22 protein-coding genes are annotated in these 23,940 nt (G+C 61.2%); 14 read left to right on the top strand and 8 right to left on the bottom strand.

The features are described 5' to 3' along the window. Positions 1-281 precede the first annotated feature (281 nt). The 7 genes from glpE to AACY36_RS02530 all read right to left on the bottom strand — a co-directional run bounded on the left by glpE (position 282) and on the right by AACY36_RS02530 (position 7,867). On the bottom strand, positions 282-611 hold the full coding sequence (glpE, locus tag AACY36_RS02560) for a thiosulfate sulfurtransferase GlpE (RefSeq protein WP_339428469.1): 330 nt from the start codon (positions 609-611) through the stop codon (positions 282-284). A gap of 9 nt (positions 612-620) precedes the next feature. Next, positions 621-1,460, bottom strand: coding sequence for a symmetrical bis(5'-nucleosyl)-tetraphosphatase (locus AACY36_RS02555; protein ID WP_339496713.1), 840 nt, complete (start codon positions 1,458-1,460; stop codon positions 621-623). After that, positions 1,460-1,840, bottom strand: coding sequence for a Co2+/Mg2+ efflux protein ApaG (gene apaG / locus AACY36_RS02550; RefSeq protein ID WP_339415418.1), 381 nt, complete (start codon positions 1,838-1,840; stop codon positions 1,460-1,462). The genes AACY36_RS02555 and apaG overlap by 1 nt, the downstream gene beginning before the upstream one ends. A gap of 106 nt (positions 1,841-1,946) precedes the next feature. Then, the gene (gene rsmA / locus AACY36_RS02545; RefSeq protein ID WP_339415419.1) at positions 1,947-2,759 is read right to left on the bottom strand and encodes a 16S rRNA (adenine(1518)-N(6)/adenine(1519)-N(6))-dimethyltransferase RsmA; all 813 of its coding nucleotides are present in this window, start codon (positions 2,757-2,759) and stop codon (positions 1,947-1,949) included. Then, entirely contained in the window at positions 2,756-3,745 is a 990-nt protein-coding gene (pdxA, locus tag AACY36_RS02540; protein ID WP_339436907.1) for a 4-hydroxythreonine-4-phosphate dehydrogenase PdxA, read from the bottom strand. Before pdxA ends, rsmA begins: the two co-directional genes overlap by 4 nt. Next, a complete protein-coding gene (locus AACY36_RS02535) occupies positions 3,742-5,082 on the bottom strand; it encodes a peptidylprolyl isomerase (RefSeq protein WP_065871786.1) in 1,341 nt (446 codons plus the stop codon). Before AACY36_RS02535 ends, pdxA begins: the two co-directional genes overlap by 4 nt. After that, positions 5,057-7,867 (bottom strand): LPS-assembly protein LptD, encoded by a 2,811-nt coding sequence (locus AACY36_RS02530; RefSeq protein ID WP_339438167.1) that lies wholly within the window; start codon positions 7,865-7,867, stop codon positions 5,057-5,059. Before AACY36_RS02530 ends, AACY36_RS02535 begins: the two co-directional genes overlap by 26 nt. Positions 7,868-7,997: 130 nt before the next feature. Here AACY36_RS02530 and AACY36_RS02525 point away from each other — a divergent pair, with 130 nt between their 5' ends. The 3 genes from AACY36_RS02525 to AACY36_RS02515 are packed head-to-tail and all read left to right on the top strand — an operon-like array spanning position 7,998 to position 10,463. Then, positions 7,998-9,023, top strand: a complete 1,026-nt coding sequence (locus AACY36_RS02525; RefSeq protein ID WP_339415422.1) for an aminoglycoside phosphotransferase family protein — start codon at positions 7,998-8,000, stop codon at positions 9,021-9,023. Then, positions 9,020-9,694: an N-acetylmuramate alpha-1-phosphate uridylyltransferase MurU gene (murU, locus tag AACY36_RS02520; RefSeq protein WP_339415423.1), complete on the top strand. Its 675-nt coding sequence runs from the start codon at positions 9,020-9,022 to the stop codon at positions 9,692-9,694. Before AACY36_RS02525 ends, murU begins: the two co-directional genes overlap by 4 nt. Before the next feature lies 1 nt (position 9,695). Continuing rightward, entirely contained in the window at positions 9,696-10,463 is a 768-nt protein-coding gene (locus AACY36_RS02515) for a TerB family tellurite resistance protein (RefSeq protein WP_339415424.1), read from the top strand. A 140-nt stretch (positions 10,464-10,603) separates the two neighbouring features. Here the strand turns inward: AACY36_RS02515 and AACY36_RS02510 are convergent, their stop codons facing one another. Next, the gene (locus tag AACY36_RS02510) at positions 10,604-11,578 is read right to left on the bottom strand and encodes an alpha/beta hydrolase family protein (protein ID WP_339415425.1); all 975 of its coding nucleotides are present in this window, start codon (positions 11,576-11,578) and stop codon (positions 10,604-10,606) included. Positions 11,579-11,655: 77 nt separating this feature from the next. On the opposite strand from AACY36_RS02510, the gene AACY36_RS02505 reads away from it, so the two are divergent. The 11 genes from AACY36_RS02505 to AACY36_RS02455 all read left to right on the top strand — a co-directional run bounded on the left by AACY36_RS02505 (position 11,656) and on the right by AACY36_RS02455 (position 23,937). Beyond that, positions 11,656-13,650: a PAS domain-containing sensor histidine kinase gene (locus AACY36_RS02505; protein WP_339415426.1), complete on the top strand. Its 1,995-nt coding sequence runs from the start codon at positions 11,656-11,658 to the stop codon at positions 13,648-13,650. An 18-nt stretch (positions 13,651-13,668) separates the two neighbouring features. Further along, positions 13,669-14,298, top strand: coding sequence for a response regulator transcription factor (locus tag AACY36_RS02500; RefSeq protein ID WP_339415427.1), 630 nt, complete (start codon positions 13,669-13,671; stop codon positions 14,296-14,298). A 214-nt stretch (positions 14,299-14,512) separates the two neighbouring features. Continuing rightward, positions 14,513-15,625 (top strand): ABC transporter ATP-binding protein, encoded by a 1,113-nt coding sequence (locus tag AACY36_RS02495; RefSeq protein ID WP_049711272.1) that lies wholly within the window; start codon positions 14,513-14,515, stop codon positions 15,623-15,625. Positions 15,626-15,669: 44 nt separating this feature from the next. Further along, complete coding sequence (locus AACY36_RS02490) at positions 15,670-16,710, top strand: ABC transporter substrate-binding protein (protein ID WP_339415428.1); 1,041 nt, start codon at positions 15,670-15,672, stop codon at positions 16,708-16,710. 111 nt (positions 16,711-16,821) lie between these two features. Then, complete coding sequence (locus AACY36_RS02485) at positions 16,822-18,069, top strand: ABC transporter permease (protein WP_339415429.1); 1,248 nt, start codon at positions 16,822-16,824, stop codon at positions 18,067-18,069. A 12-nt stretch (positions 18,070-18,081) separates the two neighbouring features. Beyond that, positions 18,082-18,906 (top strand): ABC transporter permease, encoded by an 825-nt coding sequence (locus AACY36_RS02480; RefSeq protein WP_339415430.1) that lies wholly within the window; start codon positions 18,082-18,084, stop codon positions 18,904-18,906. A gap of 153 nt (positions 18,907-19,059) precedes the next feature. Next, positions 19,060-20,208, top strand: coding sequence for an iron-containing alcohol dehydrogenase (locus AACY36_RS02475; protein ID WP_339415431.1), 1,149 nt, complete (start codon positions 19,060-19,062; stop codon positions 20,206-20,208). Positions 20,209-20,292: 84 nt separating this feature from the next. Continuing rightward, the gene (gene rpe, locus AACY36_RS02470) at positions 20,293-20,967 is read left to right on the top strand and encodes a ribulose-phosphate 3-epimerase (protein ID WP_034101050.1); all 675 of its coding nucleotides are present in this window, start codon (positions 20,293-20,295) and stop codon (positions 20,965-20,967) included. Next, positions 20,964-21,782, top strand: a complete 819-nt coding sequence (locus AACY36_RS02465; RefSeq protein ID WP_339415432.1) for a phosphoglycolate phosphatase — start codon at positions 20,964-20,966, stop codon at positions 21,780-21,782. Before rpe ends, AACY36_RS02465 begins: the two co-directional genes overlap by 4 nt. 70 nt (positions 21,783-21,852) lie before the next feature. After that, entirely contained in the window at positions 21,853-23,334 is a 1,482-nt protein-coding gene (trpE, locus tag AACY36_RS02460; protein ID WP_339496711.1) for an anthranilate synthase component I, read from the top strand. 9 nt (positions 23,335-23,343) lie between these two features. Continuing rightward, a complete protein-coding gene (locus tag AACY36_RS02455) occupies positions 23,344-23,937 on the top strand; it encodes an aminodeoxychorismate/anthranilate synthase component II (RefSeq protein WP_339415434.1) in 594 nt (197 codons plus the stop codon). Positions 23,938-23,940 lie beyond the last annotated feature (3 nt).

Raw genomic sequence — 23,940 nt, 5'->3', positions numbered from 1 at the left:
GTCGTCACCTCGCTCGATACGTGGAGCCGACGCCGGATCAATCAGTCGATGCTGGCAGACATTGGCAGACGCCAATGACTGTTTTCCCCCCAAGCACCCTGAAACACTACCGATGACCCGCACGCCGGTGTACCGGCTCTCCCCTGATTCGGATGGCCTGCGCTTAAGGATAGTTCGGAATCGGAGAGGTCAAGGCGCGATGCGCAATTAGTTTGGCTGCGCCGTTCGTCAGAAACGGCGCGAGCCCAAGCGTCACGCGGGGTAGCGGGGTGTTAAAAAAATTATTGCGAATCGCCGGAAGAAATTTCTGCAGGAAAGGTCGTACGCCACAGCTCAAAGCCGCCATCCAGGCTATAGACGTCGGAGAAGCCCTGGCTGATCAGATAAGCCGCAGCGCTCTGGCTGGAGTTGCCGTGGTAGCAGGCCACGATCACGGGCGCATCGAGGTCGGCGGCGCGGATGAAATCGGCGATGTTGACGTTGTCCAGGTGCTGGGCGCCGCGGATGTGGGCGGCCAGATAAGTCGGCTGGTCACGGATGTCGACCACTACGGCGCCTTTCTCGCGCAGGGCCTGGGCTTGTTCGGGAGGGATACGTTTGAATTCGCTCATGGCGGGCTCCTAGGGCTTGGCGGTGATAGGTTGGGGCGGTTCGCACTGGTAGCTCTGGCGCTCGCCGGTATCGATATTCATCAGGGTCATGGCGCCACCCCAGACGCAACCGGTGTCGAGGGCGAACACGCCGGGCTCATCGCATTGGCCTTCAAGTGCCGCCCAGTGACCGAAAATGATCTGGGTGTCGCGGGCCTTGCGGTCCTTGTGCGCGAACCAGGGCTTGTAACCCGGCAATGCGGTGTCGGCGCCTTCCTTGCTTTTGAGGTCGAGCTTGCCCTCGGCGGTGCAGAAGCGCATGCGCGTGAAGTAGTTGGTGATCACCCGCAGGCGTGCAACGCCGGTGAGGTCGTTGTCCCACTTCACCGGCTCGTTGCCGTACATGCCGTCGAGGTAGGCGGTGTACAGGTTGTCATCGGCCAGGGCGCTTTCGACTTCGGCGGCGCACTTGAGGGCTTTCTTCAGTGTCCACTGGGGCGGGATGCCAGCATGGACCAAGGCCATATTGCGGCCTTCGTCGTAATGCAGGATTTTTTGCCGGCGAAGCCAGTCGAGCAACTCGGTGCGATCCGGTGCTTCGAGGATTTCCCGCAGGGTATCGCCCTTTTTCAGACGCTCAATGTTATGGCCGGCCGCGAGCAGATGCAGGTCGTGGTTGCCCAATACGCACACCAGGGAATCGCGCAGGCTATATAAGTAGCGCAACGTCTCGAGGGACTCGGGGCCGCGATTGACCAGGTCACCGACCAGCCACAGGCGATCTTTCTCTGGGTCGAAGGCCACGCGGTCAAGCAGGCACTTGAGGGGCTCCAGGCACCCTTGCAGGTCTCCGACCGCATAGGTCGCCATCAGTGCAGGGCTCCCGGCACGGCGAGGCGGAAGGGTGGGATGATGGCGTCGAACAATTTACCGTCGGTGGCCTTCATCTGATAGGAGCCCTGCATGGTGCCGACTTTGGAGGTCATCACCGTGCCGCTGCTGTAGGTGTGGCTCGCGCCGATGTCGATCAGCGGTTGCTGGCCCACCACGCCTGCGCCGCGTACTTCTTCGACCTGGCCGTCACCGTCGGTGATCACCCAGTGGCGGGACAGCAGCTTGGCCGGCACCAGCCCGTTGTTTTTCACCGTGATGGTGTAGGCAAAGGCGAAGCGGTTATGTTCAGGTTGTGATTGGTCCGCCAGGAAGCGGGTGACGACGCTGACGTCGATCTGGTAGCGAGGATCGGACATGCAAGAGGCCTTAAAAGCAAAAGCGGAGGACAGCAGATGCGGGTCAGTCTAGGCCAAGAGCGGGGCACTAGGCCAGACATGGTGTCTGGCCCAGGTACTGCCGGCTTCAGTCCGCGGCTGGCGCAGGCTGGATGGCAAGCTGGTCGGCCAGGCGCACGAACGCCGCGAGGTCCAGTTGTTCGGGGCGCAGGCTGCCGTCGACACCAGCAGCTTCGATTTCAGCGGTGCTCAGCAGGTTCTTGAGTGTATTGCGCAAGGTTTTGCGGCGCTGGTTGAACGCTTCGCGTACGACTCGCTCCAGCAATTTGTGATCCTTGGCCGGGTGGGGCAGCACGGCGTGAGGCACCAGGCGCACGATGGCCGAGTCGACCTTCGGCGGTGGGTTGAACGCGCCGGGCCCGACGTTGAACAGGTGTTCGACGCGGCAGTGGTACTGAACCATGATCGACAAACGACCCCAATCGCCACCACCAGGCCCTGCAGCCAGGCGCTCGACCACTTCCTTTTGCAGCATGAAGTGCATGTCGCGGATGATCCCGGCGTTGTTCAGCAGGTGGAAGATCAGCGGCGTGGAGATGTTGTATGGCAGGTTGCCCACCACCCGCAGGCTGTTGGGCGCTGCGTTGAGGCTGTTGAAGTCGAACTTCAGTGCATCGCCCTGGTGCAGGTTGAAGTTCGGCGTGTCGGCGAACTGCTGGTTGAGGATCGGGATCAGGTCCTTGTCCAACTCAACCACATCCAGTTGGCCGCCACTGTTAAGCAGACCTTTGGTCAGTGCGCCCTGGCCCGGGCCGATTTCCAGCAGACGGTCTTCGGGCTTGGCATGGATAGACCGCAGGATACGGTCGATCACGCCAGCGTCGTGCAGGAAGTTTTGCCCGAAGCGCTTACGCGCCCGGTGTTGGTAATGCTCGGTCATATACGGGTCTCGGCCATCTGATAGGCGGTTTCCAGGGCCACGTGCAGGCTGCCGGTATCGATCTTGCCGCTGCCCGCCAGGTCCAGGGCAGTGCCATGGTCGACGGACGTTCGGATGATCGGCAGGCCCAGTGTCACGTTGACGGCGGCGCCGAAGCCTTTGTATTTAAGCACCGGCAGCCCCTGGTCGTGGTACATCGCCAGCACTGCGTCGCAGTGCTCCAGATATTTGGGGGTAAACAGAGTGTCCGCAGGCAGTGGGCCACGCAGGTCCATGCCTTCTTGGCGCAGACGCTCCAGGGTTGGTTCGATGATGTCGATTTCTTCATGGCCCAAGTGGCCGCCTTCACCCGCGTGGGGGTTGAGCCCACAGACCAGGATGCGCGGTTGGGCGATGCCGAATTTCTGTTGCAGGTCGGCATGCAGGATGCGCGTCACACGCTCCAAACGTTCGGCAGTGATGGCGTCCGCAATCTCACGCAGGGGCAGGTGCGTGGTCACCAAGGCGACTCGCAGGCCGCGCGTGGCCAGCATCATGACGACTTGAGCGGTGTGGGTCAGCTCGGCAAGGAATTCGGTATGGCCGGAAAAGGCGATGCCAGACTCATTGATCACGCCCTTGTGCACTGGGGCGGTGATCATGCCGGCGAAGTCGCCGTCGATGCAGCCTTGCCCTGCGCGAGTCAGGGTTTCCAGCACGAACGCCGCATTGGCCTTGTCCAGTTGCCCGGCCACTACCTTGGCCTGCAGCGGCGTGTCCCACACATACAAGCTGCCGGCGGGAGCGGGCAGGTCGGGCCAGTAACCCGGCGCCACGTCCAGCAAATTGACGGCCACACCCAGTTGCGCGGCCCGCTCAAGGAGCAGGTCGCGGCTGGTAATGGCGATCAGGGGGTATGGCTGGGATTGCGAGGCGAGCAGCAGGCACAGGTCAGGACCAATGCCGGCCGGCTCGCCGGGTGTCACCGCGAAACGCTGGGGTTTCACTGAGTAGCCTGGTCGGTGCCTGTTTGCTCGGCGCCTGGCAGCTTGTTCTCAACGTAGGCTTCGTCGCGGATCTGACGCAGCCAGGTTTGCAGCTCTTCGTCGTATTTGCGGTTACGCAATACGTTCAGTGCTTGTTGCTCGCGGGCCTGGTTGGTGTTGTCGGTGGCGCGACGGCCAAGGACTTCCAGCACATGCCAGCCATATTGGGTCTTGAACGGCTTGGACAGCACACCTTGCGGAGTATCGGCCATCACTTGCTGGAACTCTGGCACCAAGGCTTTCGGGTCGATCCAGTTCAGGTCGCCGCCGTTGAGAGCAGAACCCGGGTCTTCCGAGAAGCTTTTGGCCAGGGTGGCGAAGTCTTCACCGCTTTCGATGCGGTCATAGATCTTCTGGGCCAGTTCCTTGGTTTGGGCTTCGGTGCGGATTTCGCTTGGTTTGACCAGGATGTGACGAACGTGTACTTCGTCTTTCAGCGAGGTCTCGCCACCGCGTTTTTCCAGCAACTTGAGAATGATGAAACCGCCTGGGGTACGGGCTGGCTGAGTAATGCCACCCACTTCCATAGCGCTCAGCTCGCGGTCGAACGGTGGAGGCAGCTGAGCAGCTTTACGCCAGCCCATGTCACCGCCTTCGAGGGCGTTGTCGCTGCCCGACTGGGCGATCGCCATTTGGGCGAAGTCGGCACCTGCCTTCAATCGATCATAAATAGCCTGGGTTTTAGCGGCGGCTGCATTGAGCTGCTCGGAGTTGGCGCTGTCCGGTGTCGGGATCAGGATGTTGGCCAGGTGCAGTTCTTCGGAAAGCTGCATCTTGCCAAGGTCCGACGCCAGGAAGTTCTTCACTTCCTGCTCGGACACTTGAACCCGCTCGGCGACACGGCGCTGACGCACACGGCTGATGATCATTTCACGGCGGATCTGGTCACGGGCGTCCTCATAGGACAAACCGTCGTGGGCCAGGGCTGCACGGAACTGGTCAATGCTCATGTTGTTGCGCTGGGCAATGGTGCCTACCGCCTGGTTCAGTTCCTCGTCCGAAATACGGATGCCGGAACGATCACCGATCTGCAATTGCAGGTTTTCGACGATCAGGCGCTCCAGAACCTGTTGGTCCAGGACGCTGGTCGGTGGCACGCCACCGCCACGTTTGGCGATGGTTTGCTGGACTTCCTTGACGCGTTGGTCCAGTTGGCTCTGCATGATCACGTCGTTATCGACGATGGCCACTACCTTATCCAGCTGTTGAACCGCAGCGTGTGCCGATGCGGTCCCCAGGAACAGCGCGCCCAGCACTAGCGGGCGCAGACAATCAGAAAGCTTGGTTTTCACGTTCACGATAACCTTCAATGCCTTTGTCGAGGAAGCTCTCTACCTTGGCGCCGGTCAGGCCGCCGAGTCCTTTGAGGACGATCTGGAGGAAGAGCCCGTGGTCACCCTTTTCGTTAAGCGGGGCGATCTGGCTGTATTCGTCGTTGGAAACCCAGTAGCGGTTGATGACGCGCAGTTTCCAGCAGCAGTTGTCGTACTCGAAACCACCGAAGGCTTCCAGCGTACGGTTGCGAGCGTAGTCATACTGCCAGCGGGTGATCAGGTTCCACTGAGGAATGATCGGCCACATCATCGAGAAGTCGTGTTGCTGGATTTTGTAGTAATCCTTCACGAAGTTCGCGTCGCCTGGCTGGCCGTAGTCACCGCCGAACTGCCATTTGCCGGTCAGCTGGTTGTAGACGACTTGGTCGTTACGATAGCGATAACCGACGTTGATGATCTTGTTCGGGTTGTCTTCCGGCTGGTAGTGAAGCATCGCGCTGCCGGAACGAGGACTGTGTTCCTCGGTGTCCCAGTTGTAGTCAGCCGTGGCACGCCAATCGCGGTTGAAGCGGAACTCGTAGTCCAGGGCGACTGGCGATACGTCCGACTGTGCATCGGCACGGTCGGCGGCGAGGATGCCCGGCAGTTGAACTTCACGATCCTTGAAGTACAGCGCCTGGCCCACGGCTACGCGCTGACGCTCGAAACCGTTGTCTTCGATCCAGCGGCTGGTCAAGCCCAGCGACAGCTTGTTCTCGTCGCCGATACGGTCGGAGCCGCTGAAACGGTTGTCGCGGAACAACGACGCGTAGCTGAACGAGTACTCGCTGGTGTCGAAGACCGGGATGTCCGCCTGGTCCTTGTTCGGCACATACAGGTAGAACGCACGCGGCTCGAGGGTCTGGCGATAGTCTTTGCCGAACCAGTTGGTATTGCGGTCGAAGTACAGGCCGCTGTCTACGCTGGCGATCGGAACCGCACGGTCCTGGGAGCTTTTGAACGTGCCGCCTGCGTACGGGTTGGCCGGCGTGGCTGCAGCTTGAGCGGCAATGATGTCGTTCTTGCCAATGCTGTCCAGGTCCAGGTCGTACTTGGTGTACACGTACTTGAGCTTCGGCGTAACAAAGCCGTAGGTCCAGTTCATCGGGTATTCGACGGCCGGCGCTACGTTCAGGCGAGTACCGTTCGCACGGGTCAGGCCCGTGACGTAGGTATCCAGGCGGCGTGTTGCTACGCCGTCCTGATCCTTGAAGAATCCATTCTCCAGGTCGCGGTCGAAGCGCACGGCTTCGGTCTCGTAGCTGAAGTTCAAGCCGCCAGGGTGGTATGGCAGCTGACCGTTGAAGGTGATCTGCGGCAGGCGGTCATACGGGGTGATCTGGGAGATCGTTGCCAACTGGTAGGCCTGAAGGTTCAGGCGTGCCTGGAAGGTGTCGCCGCGATACGTCACGGCACCTTGCTGGTTGACGAAGTCACGGCTTTCGACGCCTTCCTGGTTGGACTTGAGGTCCTGGAAGAAGTAAGGGTCGCTGATCGTTGTGTAGTCGACCTGGGTCATTACACGCGAATCCAACCCGCCCTTGTGTTGCCAATTGAGCATATAACGGGTTTTTTCGTAATCGGTCTGCTTGCTGCGCTCGTCGTTGTCGTCGTTCAGGTACGCGCCGCCGAACTGGCCTTCGCTAGACTTGGTGAGGTAGCGGAATTCGCCTTCCATCATCATGCCGCGCTTGGTCATGTATTGCGGGTACAACGTGGCGTCGTAGTTTGGCGCCAGGTTGAAGTAGTACGGCGTAACCAGGGTAAAGCCGTTTTCGCTGCCGCTGCTGAAGCTCGGTGGCAGGAAGCCGGATTGACGACGGTCGTCGATCGGGAAATAGATGTACGGGGTGTACAGGATCGGGATGTTCTTGATCCGCAATGTTGCGTTGGTCGCCGTACCGAAGCCGGTTGCCGGGTTCAACGTGATGTTGTTGCCTCGCAGCTGCCAGGCGTTGCTGTCTGGCTCGCACGTCGTGTACGTGCCGTCCTTGAGACGGATGATCGCGTTTTCGGCACGCTTGGCGTACAGCGCGTTACCGCGGATACGTGACTTGTGCAGCACGTATTCGGCGTTGTCGATCTGGGCGGCGCCGGTGTCGAGCTGCACTTCGGCATGGTCGCCGACGATCAGTGCACCGTTGTCGCGCAGACGGACTTTGCCATTCAGCTCGCCACGGTTCTCGGCCTGGTACAGGCTGGCTTCTTCGGACTCCATCTGCATGCTGCCCTGGCGCATGACGACGTCACCGGCCAGGGTCGCGACTTGCGACTCCTGCTCGTAACGCGAGGCTTTGGCACCGATGAAGGTGGGCGCATCGCTCTTGTTCGTCTTGTCGTTCATGCCAGGACGAATCGGCTCGATGTACGCACCGCCGCAATACGGGCCGGTTTCGGCCAACTGCGCTGCGGTCAGCTTGTCGCGCGGTACCCAGTCCAGGTGGCTGTAGTCGGCGCTGCGCGAGCGCAGGCCACGGCCCTTGGAGTCGGTGACCAGTGCGGTCTGCGGCACGGCCTCGGCTTTGCCGCCAGCCTCGGCTTGCGCCGTGCTGTTGGCGGAGCTGACGGCTGCGCCGTCATGCACCGGGCGTGGTGGCAGAGGGGCTGCGGCGGTTTTCGGCGCGCAATCCCAGGCACCCGAAGCAGAGACTGAGCAGTCATACTGTTCCGCGGCGACCACGAATGAGGTGGCGAAGGGTTGCAAGGCCAGCAGACTGCCGGTTACCAGCAACGGAAATTTTCTACGAAACGCGGGGGATTTCAATGCCATCTTATTAGTCCGGGCTTCCTGCGTGCCATCTGCCCGCGGTTTGGGCCGCACGCCTCTCGATGGTCTGAAAAAGATGCGTGATAATAAAGCATGCCCCGCTTGACGGCTAGCGCCGTCGGAGACCCTTGTAATGCCAGAGCAAGATCTACGTTTACAACAGCTGGAAGTCTGGCTGGATGAGCAGTTGCCGATCCTTTTCAACGCTCAAGGCTGGGGTGCCGTACCCCCGGCCACATTGACCGCGGCCAGCAGCGACGCGAGTTTCAGGCGCTATTTCCGTTGGGAAGGCGGTGGTCATACATTCGTGGTAATGGATGCGCCACCCCCCCAGGAAAACTGCAAACCTTTCGTCGATATCGCACATTTGCTGGCGAAGTCAGGGATAAATGTTCCAAAAATTTATGCAGAAGATTTGCCGCGAGGCTTTCTTTTGCTCAATGACCTGGGCAGAAAAACCTATTTGGACGTGATTGACGACAAAAACGCCGACCCATTGTTTGCCCAAGCCATCGATGCCTTGCTGGCTTTTCAGCAGTTGCCGATGGACGCGCCATTGCCAAGCTATGACGTGGCCTTACTCCGTCGTGAGCTCGAATTGTTTCCGGAGTGGTACGTGCGTCGCCATCTGGGTATCGAACTCGATACGCAACAACAAGCGCTCTGGCAGCGTGTCAGTGACCACCTGATCAACAGTGCCCTGGCGCAGCCGAAGGTGTTGGTGCACCGCGACTATATGCCACGCAACCTGATGATCAGCGAGCCGAACCCCGGCGTGCTGGATTTTCAGGATGCGGTCTACGGCCCGGTGACCTACGACATCACCTGCCTGTTCAAGGACGCCTTCCTCAGTTGGCCCCAGGCCCGCGTGCGGGAATGGCAGCGCGGCTATTGGGAGCGCGCGGGACGACTGGGCATCCCGGTGCAGGCCGATTTCGAAGACTTCCTGCGTGCCAGCGACCTGATGGGCGTGCAGCGCCACCTCAAGGTCATCGGTATCTTCGCGCGCATCTGCCATCGTGACGGCAAGCCACGCTACCTGGCCGATGTGCCGCGCTTCTTTGCTTATATAGACGCGGTGTTGGCGGACCGTTCGGAGTTGAGCGAGCTGGGTGAATTGCTGGCCAGTCTGCGCCCACCTGCGCAGATGAGCGTATGAAGGCGATGATCCTGGCCGCTGGCAAAGGTGAGCGGATGCGTCCGCTCACGTTGCACACGCCCAAGCCGCTGGTGCAGGCCGGCGGCAAGCGTCTGATCGAGTATCACTTGGAGGCGCTGGCCAAGGCCGGCTTCACTGACATCGTGATCAACCATGCCTGGCTCGGCCAGCAGATTGAATGTTATCTGGGGGACGGCGCGCAGTTTGGCTTGCGCATCCGTTACTCCCCCGAGGGCGAGCCGCTGGAAACCGGCGGTGGGATTTTCCAGGCATTGCCGTTGCTGGGCGACGAACCCTTCCTGGTGGTCAATGGCGATATCTGGACCGACTACGACTTCACCCAACTCAAGCGACCGCTCAAGGGCCTGGCCCATCTGGTGATGGTCGACAACCCGGCGCATCACCCTTCAGGTGGCGATTTCTACCTTGATCAAGGTTTGCTTCATGATGCTGCGGCCGGTGCCGATAACCTGACCTTCAGTGGCATTTCAGTGCTCGACCCCACGTTGTTCGCGGGTTGCAGTGCGGGTGCCTTCAAGCTGGCGCCGCTGCTGCGGGCGGCCATGGCTAAAGGTCTGGTAACGGGGGAGCACATGGCGGGACGCTGGATTGATGTCGGTACGCTGGAGCGCCTGGCGCAAGTCGAAACCCTGCTGACAGCGGGGCAGTAACATGCTGTGGCCAGGGACGCTGATCGGCGCGGGGGCTGGCTTTGCCATAGCCAGTATTCCGGGGGCCTTGTTGGGTGCGCTGTTGGGGCAGGCGCTGGACCGTCGCCTGCAACTGCAAAGCTGGGCGCAGTTGCGCGAGCGGCTGGGCGGGCGCCCGGCGTTGCGCAATGACGAGCTGTTGTTTGTGTTGCTGGGGCGTTTGGCCAAGAGCAATGGGCGCGTGGTGGACGGCCATATTCAACAGGCGCGCCAGGAGATGCGCTCGCTGGACATGACCGAGTCAGCCCAACGTCGTGCTATCGCAGCGTTCAATCGTGGCAAGTCCGGCTCCGACCGGGTGCGCCGCTATCTGCGGGTGCTCAAGGCGCAACCCCACGCGGCCGAAGGTGTATTGCGTGCGTGCTGGCGCATGGCCTGGGCAGACGGCAAGGCGGATGACGCCGAGCGTGACTTGATCGACTTGTGGGGCAAATGGCTGGGCTGGACGCCGCAACAGCTCCAGGCGTTGGCGGCCGACTACACACCGGAGCGTAAGCCGCTGGTCAGTCGGGGGCCTACCTATCAGGACGCGTTGCGTGTGCTGGGTGTGACGGCCACCACCGAACCGTCGGTGATCAAGCAGGCTTATCGCCGCCTGCTCAGCCGCCATCACCCGGACAAGGTTGCCGGCAGTGGCGCGAGCGCTACGCAAGTGCGTGAGGCGACCGAACGTACTCGCGAATTGCATAGCGCTTATGCGTTGATTCGCGAGCGGCGGGATTTCCGCTGATTATTTTTGCGTGAAAACCCGATCTACTGTGGGCGCTCGCTTGCCTGGGATAGCGGCGGGTCAGCAATGCCTTTGGCACTGATATTCCGCCATCGCAGGCAAGCCAGCTTCCACATTTCGACCGGGTTGCCAATCCGGTTTCAGTCAGTCGTCGCCTGCGGACTCAACCACCCGCGAACCCGTCGATACAACTGCTCCTGCTCAGCCGCGCTGTTACCGGGCAAGGTTTTCAGCGACACCTGTTTATAACCGTCATTCTTCAAACGCTTGGCCGCCTGGGCGCGGGCCAGGGCGTTTTTGCGTGTCTGAGGGTCGTCTTGATAGAACACGTCGGCGGTCGGCAGCTTCAGGCCGGGGGCCAGTTGCTGGATGTCCGGATGGCGCCCGGTTGGCGTCTGCGCCGCGACCATGACGAACCTCTGCACCTGGGACGGCTGCTTCTCGCTCAAATAGCGCGCCGCCCACCAGGCGCCGGTGCCATGGCCGAGCAGCACCACACTGCGCGCACTCTGGGTCTGGGCGAAGGCCACGGCGGCATCGATGCGGGCAAAGATGCGCGAAGCATCGGTCTTGTCCTGCTCGTCGGCCCCAGGAACCACTGCCGGGTCAGTGCCCTCGGCCTCAGCGCTGGCAGCCTGCTCGATGGGTTTGTCGGCGGTGCTCGCTTCCTTGCTGCTGGCATCGACGGTGGCCTTGGGCGCTTCCATCACACGCGGCGGCAGGGTGTCCACGCTCACGTCCGGCAACGACAGGCTGAGGCTGCCCCAGTTGGCATCCGGCAATTTGTGCCGCAACGGACTGATCGCTTGCGGCCAGTCAGCATTCTCCCCGGCGCCCGGTACGATAATCACCACACCTTCGGGTTCGGCACTGTTGGCCGGTTTCCACAGGGCGAGGAATGAATCGCTGCCGGCCTGTAATTGTTGCTGCTCCTGTTGCGGGATTTTGCGCTCCAGGGCGCTGGCTTCTGCCAGGCTGCGCTCAGGCAAAGGCTGGCGCTCGACGGGTTTTTCTGCGGCCGGCTCAGGGGCGTCAGCGGCCTGTACAGAAAAGGCACTGGTAAAAAGCAGCGACAGGCACAATGCTGGCAGTGCCGAACGGTGTAAAAAGGGCATCGTTAATTCCCGGCCAGAAGTGATTCCAGCAGCCTAATGGGTTGGTCAGTGTTTGTCAGTGATGTGAGACGTGGATCATGGGTTTTCGCTGTCTGCTGGTTATCGGCTGTATGTGCCTTGCCTTGATGGCAAACGCCGCCCCTGCGCCCGCCGTTCCCCAGGCGCAGCTCAATGTGCAGCAACGCGAATGGCTGGCCCAGCACCCGGAGCTGCGGGTGGGCCTGGTGTTGCAGGCACCTTACGCGCAATACGACCGGCGTTTGCAGCGGCTGTCCGGGGCCAATGTCGAGTTGATGCAATGGTTAGCCAAGGCGCTGAACATCGAGCTGACCTGGCGCAACTTCCCCAACCAGGAGCAATTGGAAGCCGCCGTACGCGATGGCGAAGTGGACATCGCCCCCGGCCTGCAACAAACCCCTGCCGGTTTGCGTCTGTGGTTGTTCACCGACCCTTATATGCGCGTGCCGCAACACATCGTCGGTATCCGCGATGGCGGTGGGGCCGTGGAGTTGGAGAAACTCGATGAGCAATCCCGCGTCGCCGTGCGCATGCCCAGCGCTGTGGCCGATTACCTGCGCAGCACCTACCCCGGCCTCAACCTTCAAGGCGTGCCCATGGAGCGCCAGGCTCTGCAATTGCTGGTGAGCCGGCAGGCACGCTACGCGGTGGTGGACGAAGCGCAATTGAGCCGTCTGTCCGGCGAAGCGGAATTCGCCGGGCTGGCGGTGGTGGGCGATATTGGCCTGCCGCAATTGCTGCGGGTGGCTACGCGGCGGGAATGGCCAGAATTGGCCAGCATCATGGAAAGCGCCTTGCGCGCCATCCCCGCACGCGACCTTGACCAACTGCACAGCCGCTGGCTGCAACCTAAATACCCACACCTCACAGCATCCCCAGGGCTGTGGCAAAACCTCTGCCTGTTGCTGGGGCTGTTGCTGCTCGCCAGCCTGGCTGTCGTGTTTTGGCAGCGTCGCCAGCAGCGGGTGCTGGAACACGGCTTGCTGGCCGCCCGCGAAGAAAGCACGGCCCGCGCCGCCGGTGCCGAAGCCTTGCGGTTGACGCAGTTTTCTATCGACCAAAGCACTGTCGGCATCCTCTGGGTCAACTGGGATAGCCATGTGCGCTACGCCAATCGTGCGGCCGAGAGCATGCTCGGCTACGGCCCCGGTGCGCTGATCGAGCGGCCGCTGGTTGACCTTGATCCAAGCCTGCATATGGACCGCTGGCTCAACCTGTGGAGGCGCGCGCGGGCCAGCGAAGACGGTCCGCAGAATTTCGCCACCGATTGCCAGCGTGCTGACGGCAGCATCCTGCCGACGAACGTGTCCTTGAGCTTCCTGCGTTTTGCCGAGGCCGAATACCTGGTGGTCTACCTCAACGATGTCACTGAGCTACGCCGTACCCTGACGGCCTTGCTGCAAAGTGAAGCGCAATTGCGCGAGCTGTCCGCCCACCTGGAAACCGTGCGCGAAGAAGAAAAGGCGCGCATCGCCCGTGAGGTGCACGACGAGCTTGGGCAAATGCTCACGGTGCTCAAGCTCGAGACCTCAATGTGCGAGCTGAGCTATGCGCAACTCGACCCTGGTTTGCACGACCGCTTGAACAGCATGAAGCGCCTGATCGCCCAGCTATTCCAGCTGGTGCGCGATGTGGCGACAGCGCTGCGCCCGCCGATTCTCGATGCCGGCATTGCCTCGGCCATTGAATGGCAGGCCCGGCGCTTCGAAGCCCGTACGCAAATTCCCTGTCTGGTACAAGTCCCGGATAACCTGCCGGCCCTCAGCGATGCCAAGGCCATTGGCCTGTTCCGGATCCTGCAGGAGGCGCTGACCAATGTGATGCGTCATGCCCAGGCGCATACTGTGGAGCTGACCCTCGCCGTCGAGGGCACCGATTTGCGGCTGACCATCAGTGATGATGGCGTCGGTTTCGTCCAGGCCCAGGGGCGCCCGGTGTCGTTTGGCCTGGTGGGCATGCGCGAGCGGGTGCTGATCATGGGCGGGCAACTGAGCCTGGACAGCGAGTTGGGGGAGGGCACCACCTTGAGTGTTACGGTGCCGTTGGATGCATAACACCAAGAGGAAGTCCCTGTGATCCGCGTACTGGTAGCCGAAGACCACACCATCGTTCGTGAAGGCATCAAGCAATTGATCGGCTTGGCCAAAGACCTGTTGGTCGTTGGCGAAGCGAGCAATGGCGAACAACTGTTGGAGACCTTGCGCAATGTGCCGTGTGAAGTGGTGCTGCTGGATATCTCAATGCCTGGCGTCAACGGCCTGGAGGCGATTGCACGCATCCGTGCGCTGAACAATCCGCCGGCGATCCTCGTGCTGTCGATGCACGACGAAGCGCAAATGGCCGCCCGTGCCTTGAAGGTCGGCGCCGCCGGCTATGCCACCAAGGACAGCGACCCGGCGCTGTTGCTCACGGCAATTCGCAAGGTGGCGGCTGGTGGGCGTTATATCGACCCGGACCTGGCGGACCGCATGGTTTTCGAAGTGGGCCTCACCGATACCCGGCCGCTGCATTCGTTGCTGTCGGAGCGCGAGTTCTCGGTATTCGAACGCTTGGCCCAGGGCGCCAACGTCAACGACATCGCCCAACAGTTGGCGTTGAGCAGCAAGACCATCAGCACCCACAAGGCGCGGTTGATGCAAAAACTCCATATCACTTCGCTGGCTGAACTGGTGAAGTACGCCATGGAGCACAAGTTGTTGTGATGACATGCCTGTTTGCGACTAACGGTGAGATGCGCTGAACCCATTTCCGCCGTATCGCGGCGTTGCACTGTCCCATCCCCGCCATCGTTGTAGGGCAATCCCTACCCCAAACCTTCCATCCGGCTGATGCGAATCTCTCCTGGCCCCCGATTTCCGGGGGCTCGCGCCTGGACTACGCTTGTCTCACAGCAGTCCAAAATACAAAGGTGCGGGTATGAGCGAGGTGGATTCAAATGATGTGCTGGTCAGCTTTCGTGGCGTGCAGAAGAGCTACGACGGCGAGAACCTGATCGTCAAAGACCTCAACCTGGAGATTCGCAAGGGCGAGTTCCTCACCTTGCTCGGGCCTTCCGGTTCGGGCAAGACCACCAGCCTGATGATGCTGGCCGGCTTTGAAACGCCGACGGCAGGCGAGATCCAGCTGGCCGGGCGCTCCATCAACAATGTACCGCCGCACAAGCGCGACATCGGCATGGTGTTCCAGAACTACGCGCTGTTCCCGCACATGACCGTCGCCGAGAACCTGGCGTTCCCGCTGTCGGTGCGCGGCTTGAGCAAGACCGATGTCAGCGAGCGGGTCAAACGCGTGCTGAGCATGGTCCAGCTCGACGCCTTCGCCCAGCGTTATCCGGCGCAACTCTCCGGCGGCCAGCAACAGCGCGTGGCCCTGGCCCGTGCGTTGGTGTTCGAGCCGCAACTGGTACTGATGGACGAACCCCTCGGCGCCCTCGACAAGCAACTGCGCGAACACATGCAGATGGAGATCAAGCACCTGCACCAGCGCCTCGGCGTGACCGTGGTGTACGTGACCCACGACCAAGGCGAAGCGCTGACCATGTCCGACCGCGTGGCGGTGTTCCACCAGGGCGAAATCCAGCAGATCGCCGCGCCGCGCACCTTGTACGAAGAACCGAAGAACACCTTTGTTGCCAACTTCATCGGCGAGAACAACCGCCTCAATGGTCGTCTGCACAGCCACACCGGCGAGCGCTGCGTGGTGGAGCTGGCACGTGGCGAGAAGGTCGAGGCACTGGCGGTCAACGTCGGCCAGATCGGCGGCCCGGTGACCCTGTCGGTGCGCCCGGAACGCGTCAGCCTCAATGGTTCCAGCGAAAGCTGCGTCAACCGCTTCTCCGGGCGTGTGGCGGAATTCATCTACCTGGGCGACCACGTGCGTGTACGCCTGGAAGTCTGCGGCAAAGCCGATTTTTTTGTGAAACAACCGATTGCCGAGCTGGACCCAGCCCTGGCGGTCGGCGACGTGGTACCGATTGGCTGGCAAGTCGAGCACGTTCGCGCACTCGACCCACTTCTAGAGGCGAACTGATCGCCCCCATGGCTTCACCAACCCTGCACGTGGAGAGAACAACAATGTTGAGATCCCTTAAATATTCCGCCCTGGCCTTGAGCTTGATGGGCGCGACACAGGCCATGGCGGGCCCGGACCTGACGATCGTGTCCTTTGGTGGCGCGAATAAGGCGGCCCAGGTCAAAGCTTTCTACGCACCGTGGGAAAGCGCGGGCAACGGCAAGATCGTCGCCGGTGAGTACAACGGTGAAATGGCCAAGGTCAAAGCCATGGTCGACACCAAGAGCGTGTCCTGGGACCTGGTGGAAGTGGAATCCCCGGAGCTGTCCCGTGGCTGCGACGAGGACATGTTCGAACCGCTGGACCCGAAACTGTTCGGCAACACCGCCGACTACGTGAAGGGTGCGATCCAGCCGTGCGGCGTAGGCTTCTTCGTATGGTCGACCGTGTTGGCCTACAACGCCGACAAGCTCACCACGGCACCCACCAGTTGGGCAGATTTCTGGGACACCAAGAAATTCCCGGGCAAGCGTGGCCTGCGTAAAGGCGCCAAGTACACCCTGGAATTCGCCTTGATGGCAGACGGCGTCGCGCCGAAGGACGTCTACAAAGTGTTGGCCGGCAAAGATGGCCAGGACCGTGCGTTCAAGAAACTCGACGAACTCAAACCGTCGATCCAGTGGTGGGAAGCGGGTGCACAACCGCCGCAATACCTGGCCTCGGGTGACGTAGTGATGAGCTCGGCCTACAACGGCCGCATCGCCGCTGTGCAAAAAGAAAGCAACCTGAAAGTGGTGTGGAACGGCGGCATCTACGACTTCGACGCATGGGCCATTCCTAAAGGCCTGGCCAAGGACCGTGCCGAAGCAGCGAAGAAATTCATCGCGTTCTCGGTGCAACCGCAGCAGCAGAAGATCTACTCGGAAAACATCGCCTACGGCCCGGCCAACACCCAAGCCGTACCGTTGCTGGCCAAGGACATCCTCAAGGATATGCCGACCACCCCGGAAAACATCGCCAACCAGGTGCAGATCGACGTGAGCTTCTGGGCGGATAACGGTGAGCAGCTCGAGCAGCGCTTCAACTCCTGGGCTGCCAAGTAACACCGCCTGCTGGGGTGGATAGGTCTGTTGCAGTGAGCGGGCAAGCCCGCTCACTGCCAATCAGAGCCCAGCCATAGGTGTAGTCTTTATTTCAGTTTTTCGGAGTCAGCCATGGCCATCGCCGTTCCCTCGAACGAGGTCAACAGCCCTACCCTCAAGCAGCGCCTGGCGCGTGCCGAGCGGCTCAACCGCTGGAAGGCCCAGGCCTTGATTGCGCCGTTGGTGCTGTTTTTGCTGCTGGTGTTCCTGGTGCCGATTGTCGCACTGCTGGTCAAAAGCGTCGGCAACCCGGAAGTGGTGGGCGGTTTGCCGCGCACGGTGGTGGCGGTGACGGCCTGGGATGGTCGTGGTCTGCCGGGCGAGCCGGTGTATCAGGCCCTCAGTGAAGACTTGGGCGAAGCGCGCAAAAACCAGACCTTGGGCGACCTGTCCAAGCGCCTCAACATGGAACTGGCCGGCTACCGCAGCCTGCTGACCAAAACCGCGCGGGCGCTGCCGTTCAGCGAAACGCCGGCCTCTTATAAAGAAGCGTTGGAAAACCTCGACGAACGCTGGGGCGACCCGGCGTACTGGCAGGCGATCCGGCGCAATACCAGCAGCCTGACGCCGTTCTATTTGTTGGCGGCCGTCGATCACCGCATCGACGACCTCGGCGAAGTGGCGCCGGCCACGCCAGACCAGGCGATCTACCTGGACATTTTTGCGCGCACCTTCTGGATGGGCCTGGTGATCACCACCCTCTGCCTGCTGCTGGCCTATCCTCTGGCCTATTTGCTGGCCAATTTGCCGGCGCGCAAAAGCAACTTGCTGATGATCCTGGTGTTGCTGCCGTTCTGGACCTCGATCCTGGTGCGGGTAGCGGCGTGGATCGTACTGCTGCAATCCGGCGGCCTGATCAACAGTGCACTGATGGGCGTGGGCCTGATCGATACACCTCTGGAACTGGTGTTCAACCGAACTGGGGTCTACATCTCCATGGTGCATATTCTGCTGCCGTTCATGATCCTGCCGATCTACAGCGTGATGAAGGGTATTTCGCCCACTTATATGCGTGCAGCGATTTCCCTGGGCTGTCATCCGTTCGCCAGCTTCTGGCGCGTGTACTTCCCGCAGACCTACGCCGGCGTGGGCGCCGGTTGCCTGTTGGTGTTCATCCTGGCAATTGGTTACTACATCACCCCGGCACTGCTGGGCAGCCCGAACGATCAGATGGTCAGCTACTTCGTGGCGTTCTACACCAACACCAGCATCAACTGGGGCATGGCGACGGCGTTGGGCGGCTTGCTGCTGCTGGCCACCGTGGTGCTGTACCTGATCTACAACCAGCTGGTCGGCGCCAGTCGCCTGCGCCTGAGCTAAGGAGACCTTGCGATGCTGAGCCCTTATATGTCGCCCGTTGAGCGGGTTTGGTTCTACAGCTTGCGGATCCTCTGCGGCTTGATCCTGTTGTTTTTGATACTGCCGGTGCTGGTGATCATCCCGCTGTCGTTCAACAGTGGCAGTTTCCTGGTGTATCCGCTGCAAGGCTTCTCGCTGAAGTGGTACCAGGACTTCTTCGCCTCGGCTGAATGGATGCGTGCACTTAAGAACAGCGTCATCGTTGCCCCGTCGGCCACGGTGCTGGCCATGGTGTTCGGCACCTTGGCAGCGATTGGCCTGACCCGTGGGAATTTCCCCGGCAAGGCGCTGGTAATGGCGCTGGTGATTTCGCCGATGGTGGTGCCGGTGGTGATCATTGGTGTGGCCAGTTACCTGTTCTTTGCGCCACTGGGCCTGGGCAACAGCTTTTTCTCGCTGATCGTGGTGCATGCGGTGTTGGGCGTGCCGTTTGTGATTATCACCGTGTCGGCGACCTTGCAGGGGTTCAACCACAACTTGGTGCGGGCGGCGGCCAGTCTCGGTGCTTCGCCATTGACCGCGTTTCGCCGGGTGACCTTGCCGTTGATCGCACCAGGGGTGATTTCCGGGGCGCTGTTTGCTTTCGCCACTTCGTTTGATGAGGTGGTGGTCACGCTGTTTCTCGCCGGCCCCGAGCAAGCGACCCTGCCGCGCCAGATGTTCAGCGGCATCCGCGAAAACCTCAGCCCGACGATTGCTGCTGCGGCGACCTTGTTGATTGCCTTCTCGGTGTTGCTGCTGCTGACCCTGGAATGGCTGCGTGGGCGCAGCGAGAAACTGCGCACAGCCCAAGTCTGAAGCCAAACGGCGATCAAAATGTGGGGGCGAGCAAGCCCGCTCCCACATGGTCCTGTGTTGAACCAGAAATGACCATTCAGTCGCTGAATGCTAGGCAACCCAAAATCTCCAGCTATCCTTGTGCCAGCCCACCAACGATAGGAGGCCGCGCACATGAGTATTTCCTCATTCAAGATCGCCCATAAACTGCTGACCGGCGCGGGCGCCATCGAACAACTGGCCTTTGAGCTCACGCGACTGGATGTGGATAACCCGCTGATCGTCACCGACGCCGCGCTGGTCAAGTCCGGCACCGTGGCGCTGGCACTCGAACACCTGGGCGAACGCAGCTACGAAATTTTCGACCGCGTGCTGCCGGACCCGGAAATCACCATTGTCGAAGATTGCATGCGCGTCTACCGCGACGGCGGGCATGACGGCTTGATCGGCCTGGGCGGCGGCAGTGCCATCGACATTGCCAAAAGCGTGGCCGCCTATGCCGGCTACCACGGCGCCCTGGCGGACTTGTTCGGCGTCGATCAGGTACCGCGCAAAGGGCCGCCGCTGATCGCTATTCCCACCACAGCCGGCACCGGCTCGGAAGTGACCAATGTGGCGATCCTCTCCGACAAGGTCGCGCAGCTGAAAAAGGGCATCGTCAGCGATTATCTACTGCCGGATGTGGCGCTGATCAGCCCGCAAATGACCCTGACCTGCCCGCGCAGCGTCACCGCCGCCAGCGGCGTGGATGCGCTGGTGCATGCCATCGAATCCTACCTGTCGCTGAACGCCTCGCCGATTACCGATGCATTGGCCATTGGCGCGATCAAGCTGATTGCCAACGCGTTGCCCAAGGCCTACGCCAACCCGGCCAACCTGCAGGCACGCGACGACATGGCCACCGCCAGCCTGATGGCGGGGATGGCCTTTGGGAATGCCGGGGTCGGCGCGGTGCATGCGTTGGCATACCAGCTGGGTGGACGTTTCAATATCGCCCATGGCGTGAGCAACGCGCTGTTGCTGCCCTATGTAATGCACTGGAACAAGTTGGCCTGCGTGGAGCGCATGCAGGACATTGCCCAGGCCATGGGCGTGAATGTCACGGGGTTGAGCGTCAACGATGCCGCCGACCAAGCCGTCGAGGCTATGACGCGGCTGTGTGCCGCCGTCGAAATCCCGGCTGGGCTCCGCAGTTTCGGGGTGCCCGAGGATGCTATCCCGGCCATGGCCGTGGAAGCGGCGGGCATTGAACGGCTGATGCGCAACAACCCGCGCAAGCTCAGCGCAGCCGATATCGAGAAAATCTATCGGGCCGCGTACTAGTCATTGAGCCAGGTCACGGTGCGCGCGGCAAAGCATGAGGTATACAATGCGCGCCATCGTGATTTAGCTCAAAAAAGGTGCGTCATGCAGCCCTTCGTCATTGCTCCATCGATTCTCTCCGCCGACTTCGCCCGCCTGGGTGAAGAAGTGGACAAGGTGTTGGCCGCCGGTGCCGACTTTGTGCACTTCGATGTCATGGACAACCACTACGTGCCCAACCTGACCATCGGCCCGATGGTCTGCGCCGCGCTGCGCAAGTACGGCATCACTGCGCCGATCGACGCGCACCTGATGGTCAGCCCGGTGGACCGCATCATCGGTGACTTCGTGGAGGCCGGCGCGACCTACATCACTTTCCACCCGGAAGCCTCGCTGCACGTCGACCGCACCTTGCAACTGATCCGCGAAGGCGGCTGCAAGGCGGGCCTGGTGTTCAACCCTGCCACCCCGCTGGACGTGCTCAAATACGTGATGGACAAGGTCGACATGGTCCTGCTGATGAGCGTCAACCCAGGCTTCGGCGGGCAGAAGTTCATCCCCGGCACCCTCGACAAACTGCGCGAAGCCCGTGCACTGATCGACGCTTCTGGCCGTGACATTCGCCTGGAAATCGACGGCGGGGTCAACGTCAATAACATCCGCGAAATCGCAGCAGCTGGCGCCGACACCTTTGTGGCCGGCTCGGCGATCTTCAACGCGCCGGACTACCAGGAAGTCATCGCCAAGATGCGCGCCGAATTGGCGCTGGCACGTCCGTGAGCGGCTTTGAGCAACTGTTCCCCGGCAAATTGCCACGGCTGGTGATGTTCGATCTGGACGGTACCTTGATCGACTCGGTGCCCGACCTGGCGGCGGCGGTGGACGAGATGCTGCTCAAACTGGGACGCAAGCCCGCCGGGATCGAGTCGGTGCGCGAGTGGGTGGGCAACGGCGTGCAGATGCTGGTGCGCCGGGCCTTGGCCGACAACATTGATGCCGAAGGGGTGGATGAGGTCGAGGTCGAACACGCCCTGGAACTGTTCAACGCCGCCTATGAAGACGGCCACGAACTGACCGTGGTTTACCCCGGCGTGCGCGACACCCTCAAGTGGCTGAGCAAGCAGGGCGTGGAAATGGCCCTCATCACCAACAAGCCGGAACGCTTCGTCGCGCCGCTGTTGGACCAGATGAAAATTGGCCGGTATTTCCGCTGGATCATCGGTGGCGATACCTTGCCGCAGAAAAAACCCGACCCGGCGGCACTGTTTTTCGTGATGAAAATGGCCAATATCCCGGCCTCGCAGTCGCTGTTTGTCGGTGATTCGCGCAGCGATGTGCAGGCGGCAAAGGCCGCTGGCGTGCAGTGTGTGGCCCTCAGTTACGGCTACAACCATGGCCGGCCGATTGCCGAAGAGTCGCCTTCATTGGTAATTGATGACCTGCGCCTGCTAATCCCCGGTTGCTTGGGAGCGAGCGCTGAGATAACGTTGCCTGATACCGATCCGTCCCCTTCTGGAAATTCCATCGTGGTGGTCACTCGCAAACTCTGGATGAAAGTCATCAAGGCCCTGGCCCGCTGGCGTTGGCGCGCCTGACTGATCCTGGCCGCGCCATGCGGCACGTTTGCATACCTGACTGTTAGACCCTCAAGCCACGAGGCACATCATGACCCGCGAAGAATTCCTGCGTTTGGCCGCTGCCGGCTACAACCGCATTCCCTTGGCCTGCGAAACCCTGGCCGACTTCGACACGCCGCTGTCGATCTACCTGAAACTGGCCGACGAGCCCAATTCTTACCTGCTCGAGTCCGTACAGGGCGGCGAGAAGTGGGGCCGTTACTCGATCATCGGCCTGCCGTGCCGCACCGTGCTGCGTGTGCACGACCATCATGTGAGCATTACCCATGATGGCGTCGAGATCGAAAGCCACGATGTTGAAGACCCGCTGGCGTTCGTCGAGGCGTTCAAAGCGCGTTACAACGTGCCGACCATCCAGGGTCTGCCGCGTTTCAACGGTGGCTTGGTGGGTTACTTCGGTTACGACTGTTTACGCTACGTGGAAAAACGCCTGGGCAAGTGCCCGAACCCGGATCCGTTGGGTGTACCGGATATTCTGTTGATGGTCTCCGACGCGGTCGTCGTGTTCGATAACCTCGCCGGCAAGATGCACGCGATTGTGCTCGCCGACCCGTCCCAGGCCGACGCTTTCGAGAGCGGCCTTGCCAGCCTCGAAGCCCTGCTGGAGAAGCTGCGCCAGCCGATCACTCCGCGTCGCGGCCTGGACCTCAGCCGTCCGCCAGCCGCTGACCCGATCTTTCGTTCAAGCTTTACCCAAGATGACTACGAGCGCGCCGTCGATACCATCAAGGAATACATCCTTGCCGGTGACTGTATGCAGGTGGTGCCGTCGCAACGCATGTCCATCGACTTCAAGGCTGCGCCGATTGACCTGTACCGCGCGCTGCGCTGCTTCAACCCGACGCCGTACATGTACTTCTTCAACTTTGGTGACTTCCACGTGGTGGGCAGTTCGCCGGAAGTGCTGGTGCGCGTCGAAGACAACTTGATCACCGTGCGCCCGATCGCCGGAACGCGCCCACGTGGCGCGACTGAAGAGGCGGATTTGGCGCTGGAAGAAGACCTGCTGAGCGACGACAAGGAAATTGCCGAGCACCTGATGCTCATCGACCTGGGCCGTAACGACACCGGGCGTGTCTCGGAAATCGGTTCGGTCAAGCTCACTGAGAAGATGGTGATCGAGCGTTATTCCAACGTGATGCACATTGTGTCCAACGTCACCGGTGAGCTGAAAGCCGGCTTGACGGCGATGGACGCACTGCGCGCGATCCTGCCGGCGGGCACCTTGTCGGGCGCGCCGAAGATCCGTGCGATGGAAATCATCGACGAGTTGGAGCCGGTCAAGCGCGGTGTCTACGGCGGCGCCGTGGGGTATTTCGCCTGGAACGGCAACATGGACACGGCCATTGCGATCCGCACGGCCGTGATCAAGGACGGGGAGCTGCACGTGCAGGCCGGTGGCGGGATTGTCGCCGACTCGGTGCCGGCCCTCGAATGGGAAGAAACCCTGAACAAGCGCCGCGCGATGTTCCGCGCTGTTGCGCTGGCTGAACAGACCCCCAATTCTTGAGGTTTCCCCATGTTACTGATGATTGATAACTACGACTCCTTTACCTACAACGTTGTGCAGTACTTGGGTGAACTCGGTGCCGAGGTCAAGGTAGTGCGCAACGATGAACTGAGCGTGGCTGAAATCGCTGCGCTGAATCCGGAGCGCATCGTGGTGTCGCCAGGCCCATGCACGCCGACCGAGGCGGGTATTTCCCTCGAAGCGATCAAGTATTTCGCCGGCAAGCTGCCGATCCTGGGCGTGTGCCTGGGCCACCAGTCTATCGGCCAGGCGTTTGGCGGTGACGTGGTGCGCGCGCGCCAGGTGATGCACGGCAAGACCAGCCCGGTGTTCCATCATGATGTGGGCGTGTTTCATGGGCTTAACCTGCCGGTGACGGTGACCCGTTACCACTCGCTGGTGGTCAAGCGTGAAACCCTGCCGGAATGCCTGGAACTGACCGCCTGGACCCAGCTGGAAGACGGCTCGGTCGATGAAATCATGGGCTTGCGCCACAAGACACTGAATATCGAAGGGGTGCAATTTCACCCCGAGTCGATCCTGACCGAGCAGGGCTACGAGCTGTTCGCTAATTTTCTCAAGCAGAGCGGCGGCACGCGCTAAGGA

The sequence above is a fragment of the Pseudomonas sp. EA_15y_Pfl1_P101 genome, from assembly GCF_963970835.1.
GTDB lineage: Bacteria > Pseudomonadota > Gammaproteobacteria > Pseudomonadales > Pseudomonadaceae > Aquipseudomonas > Aquipseudomonas tritici.
Note: the sequence above shows the minus strand (reverse complement) of the source record. Positions and strands in the feature narration are given on the sequence as shown.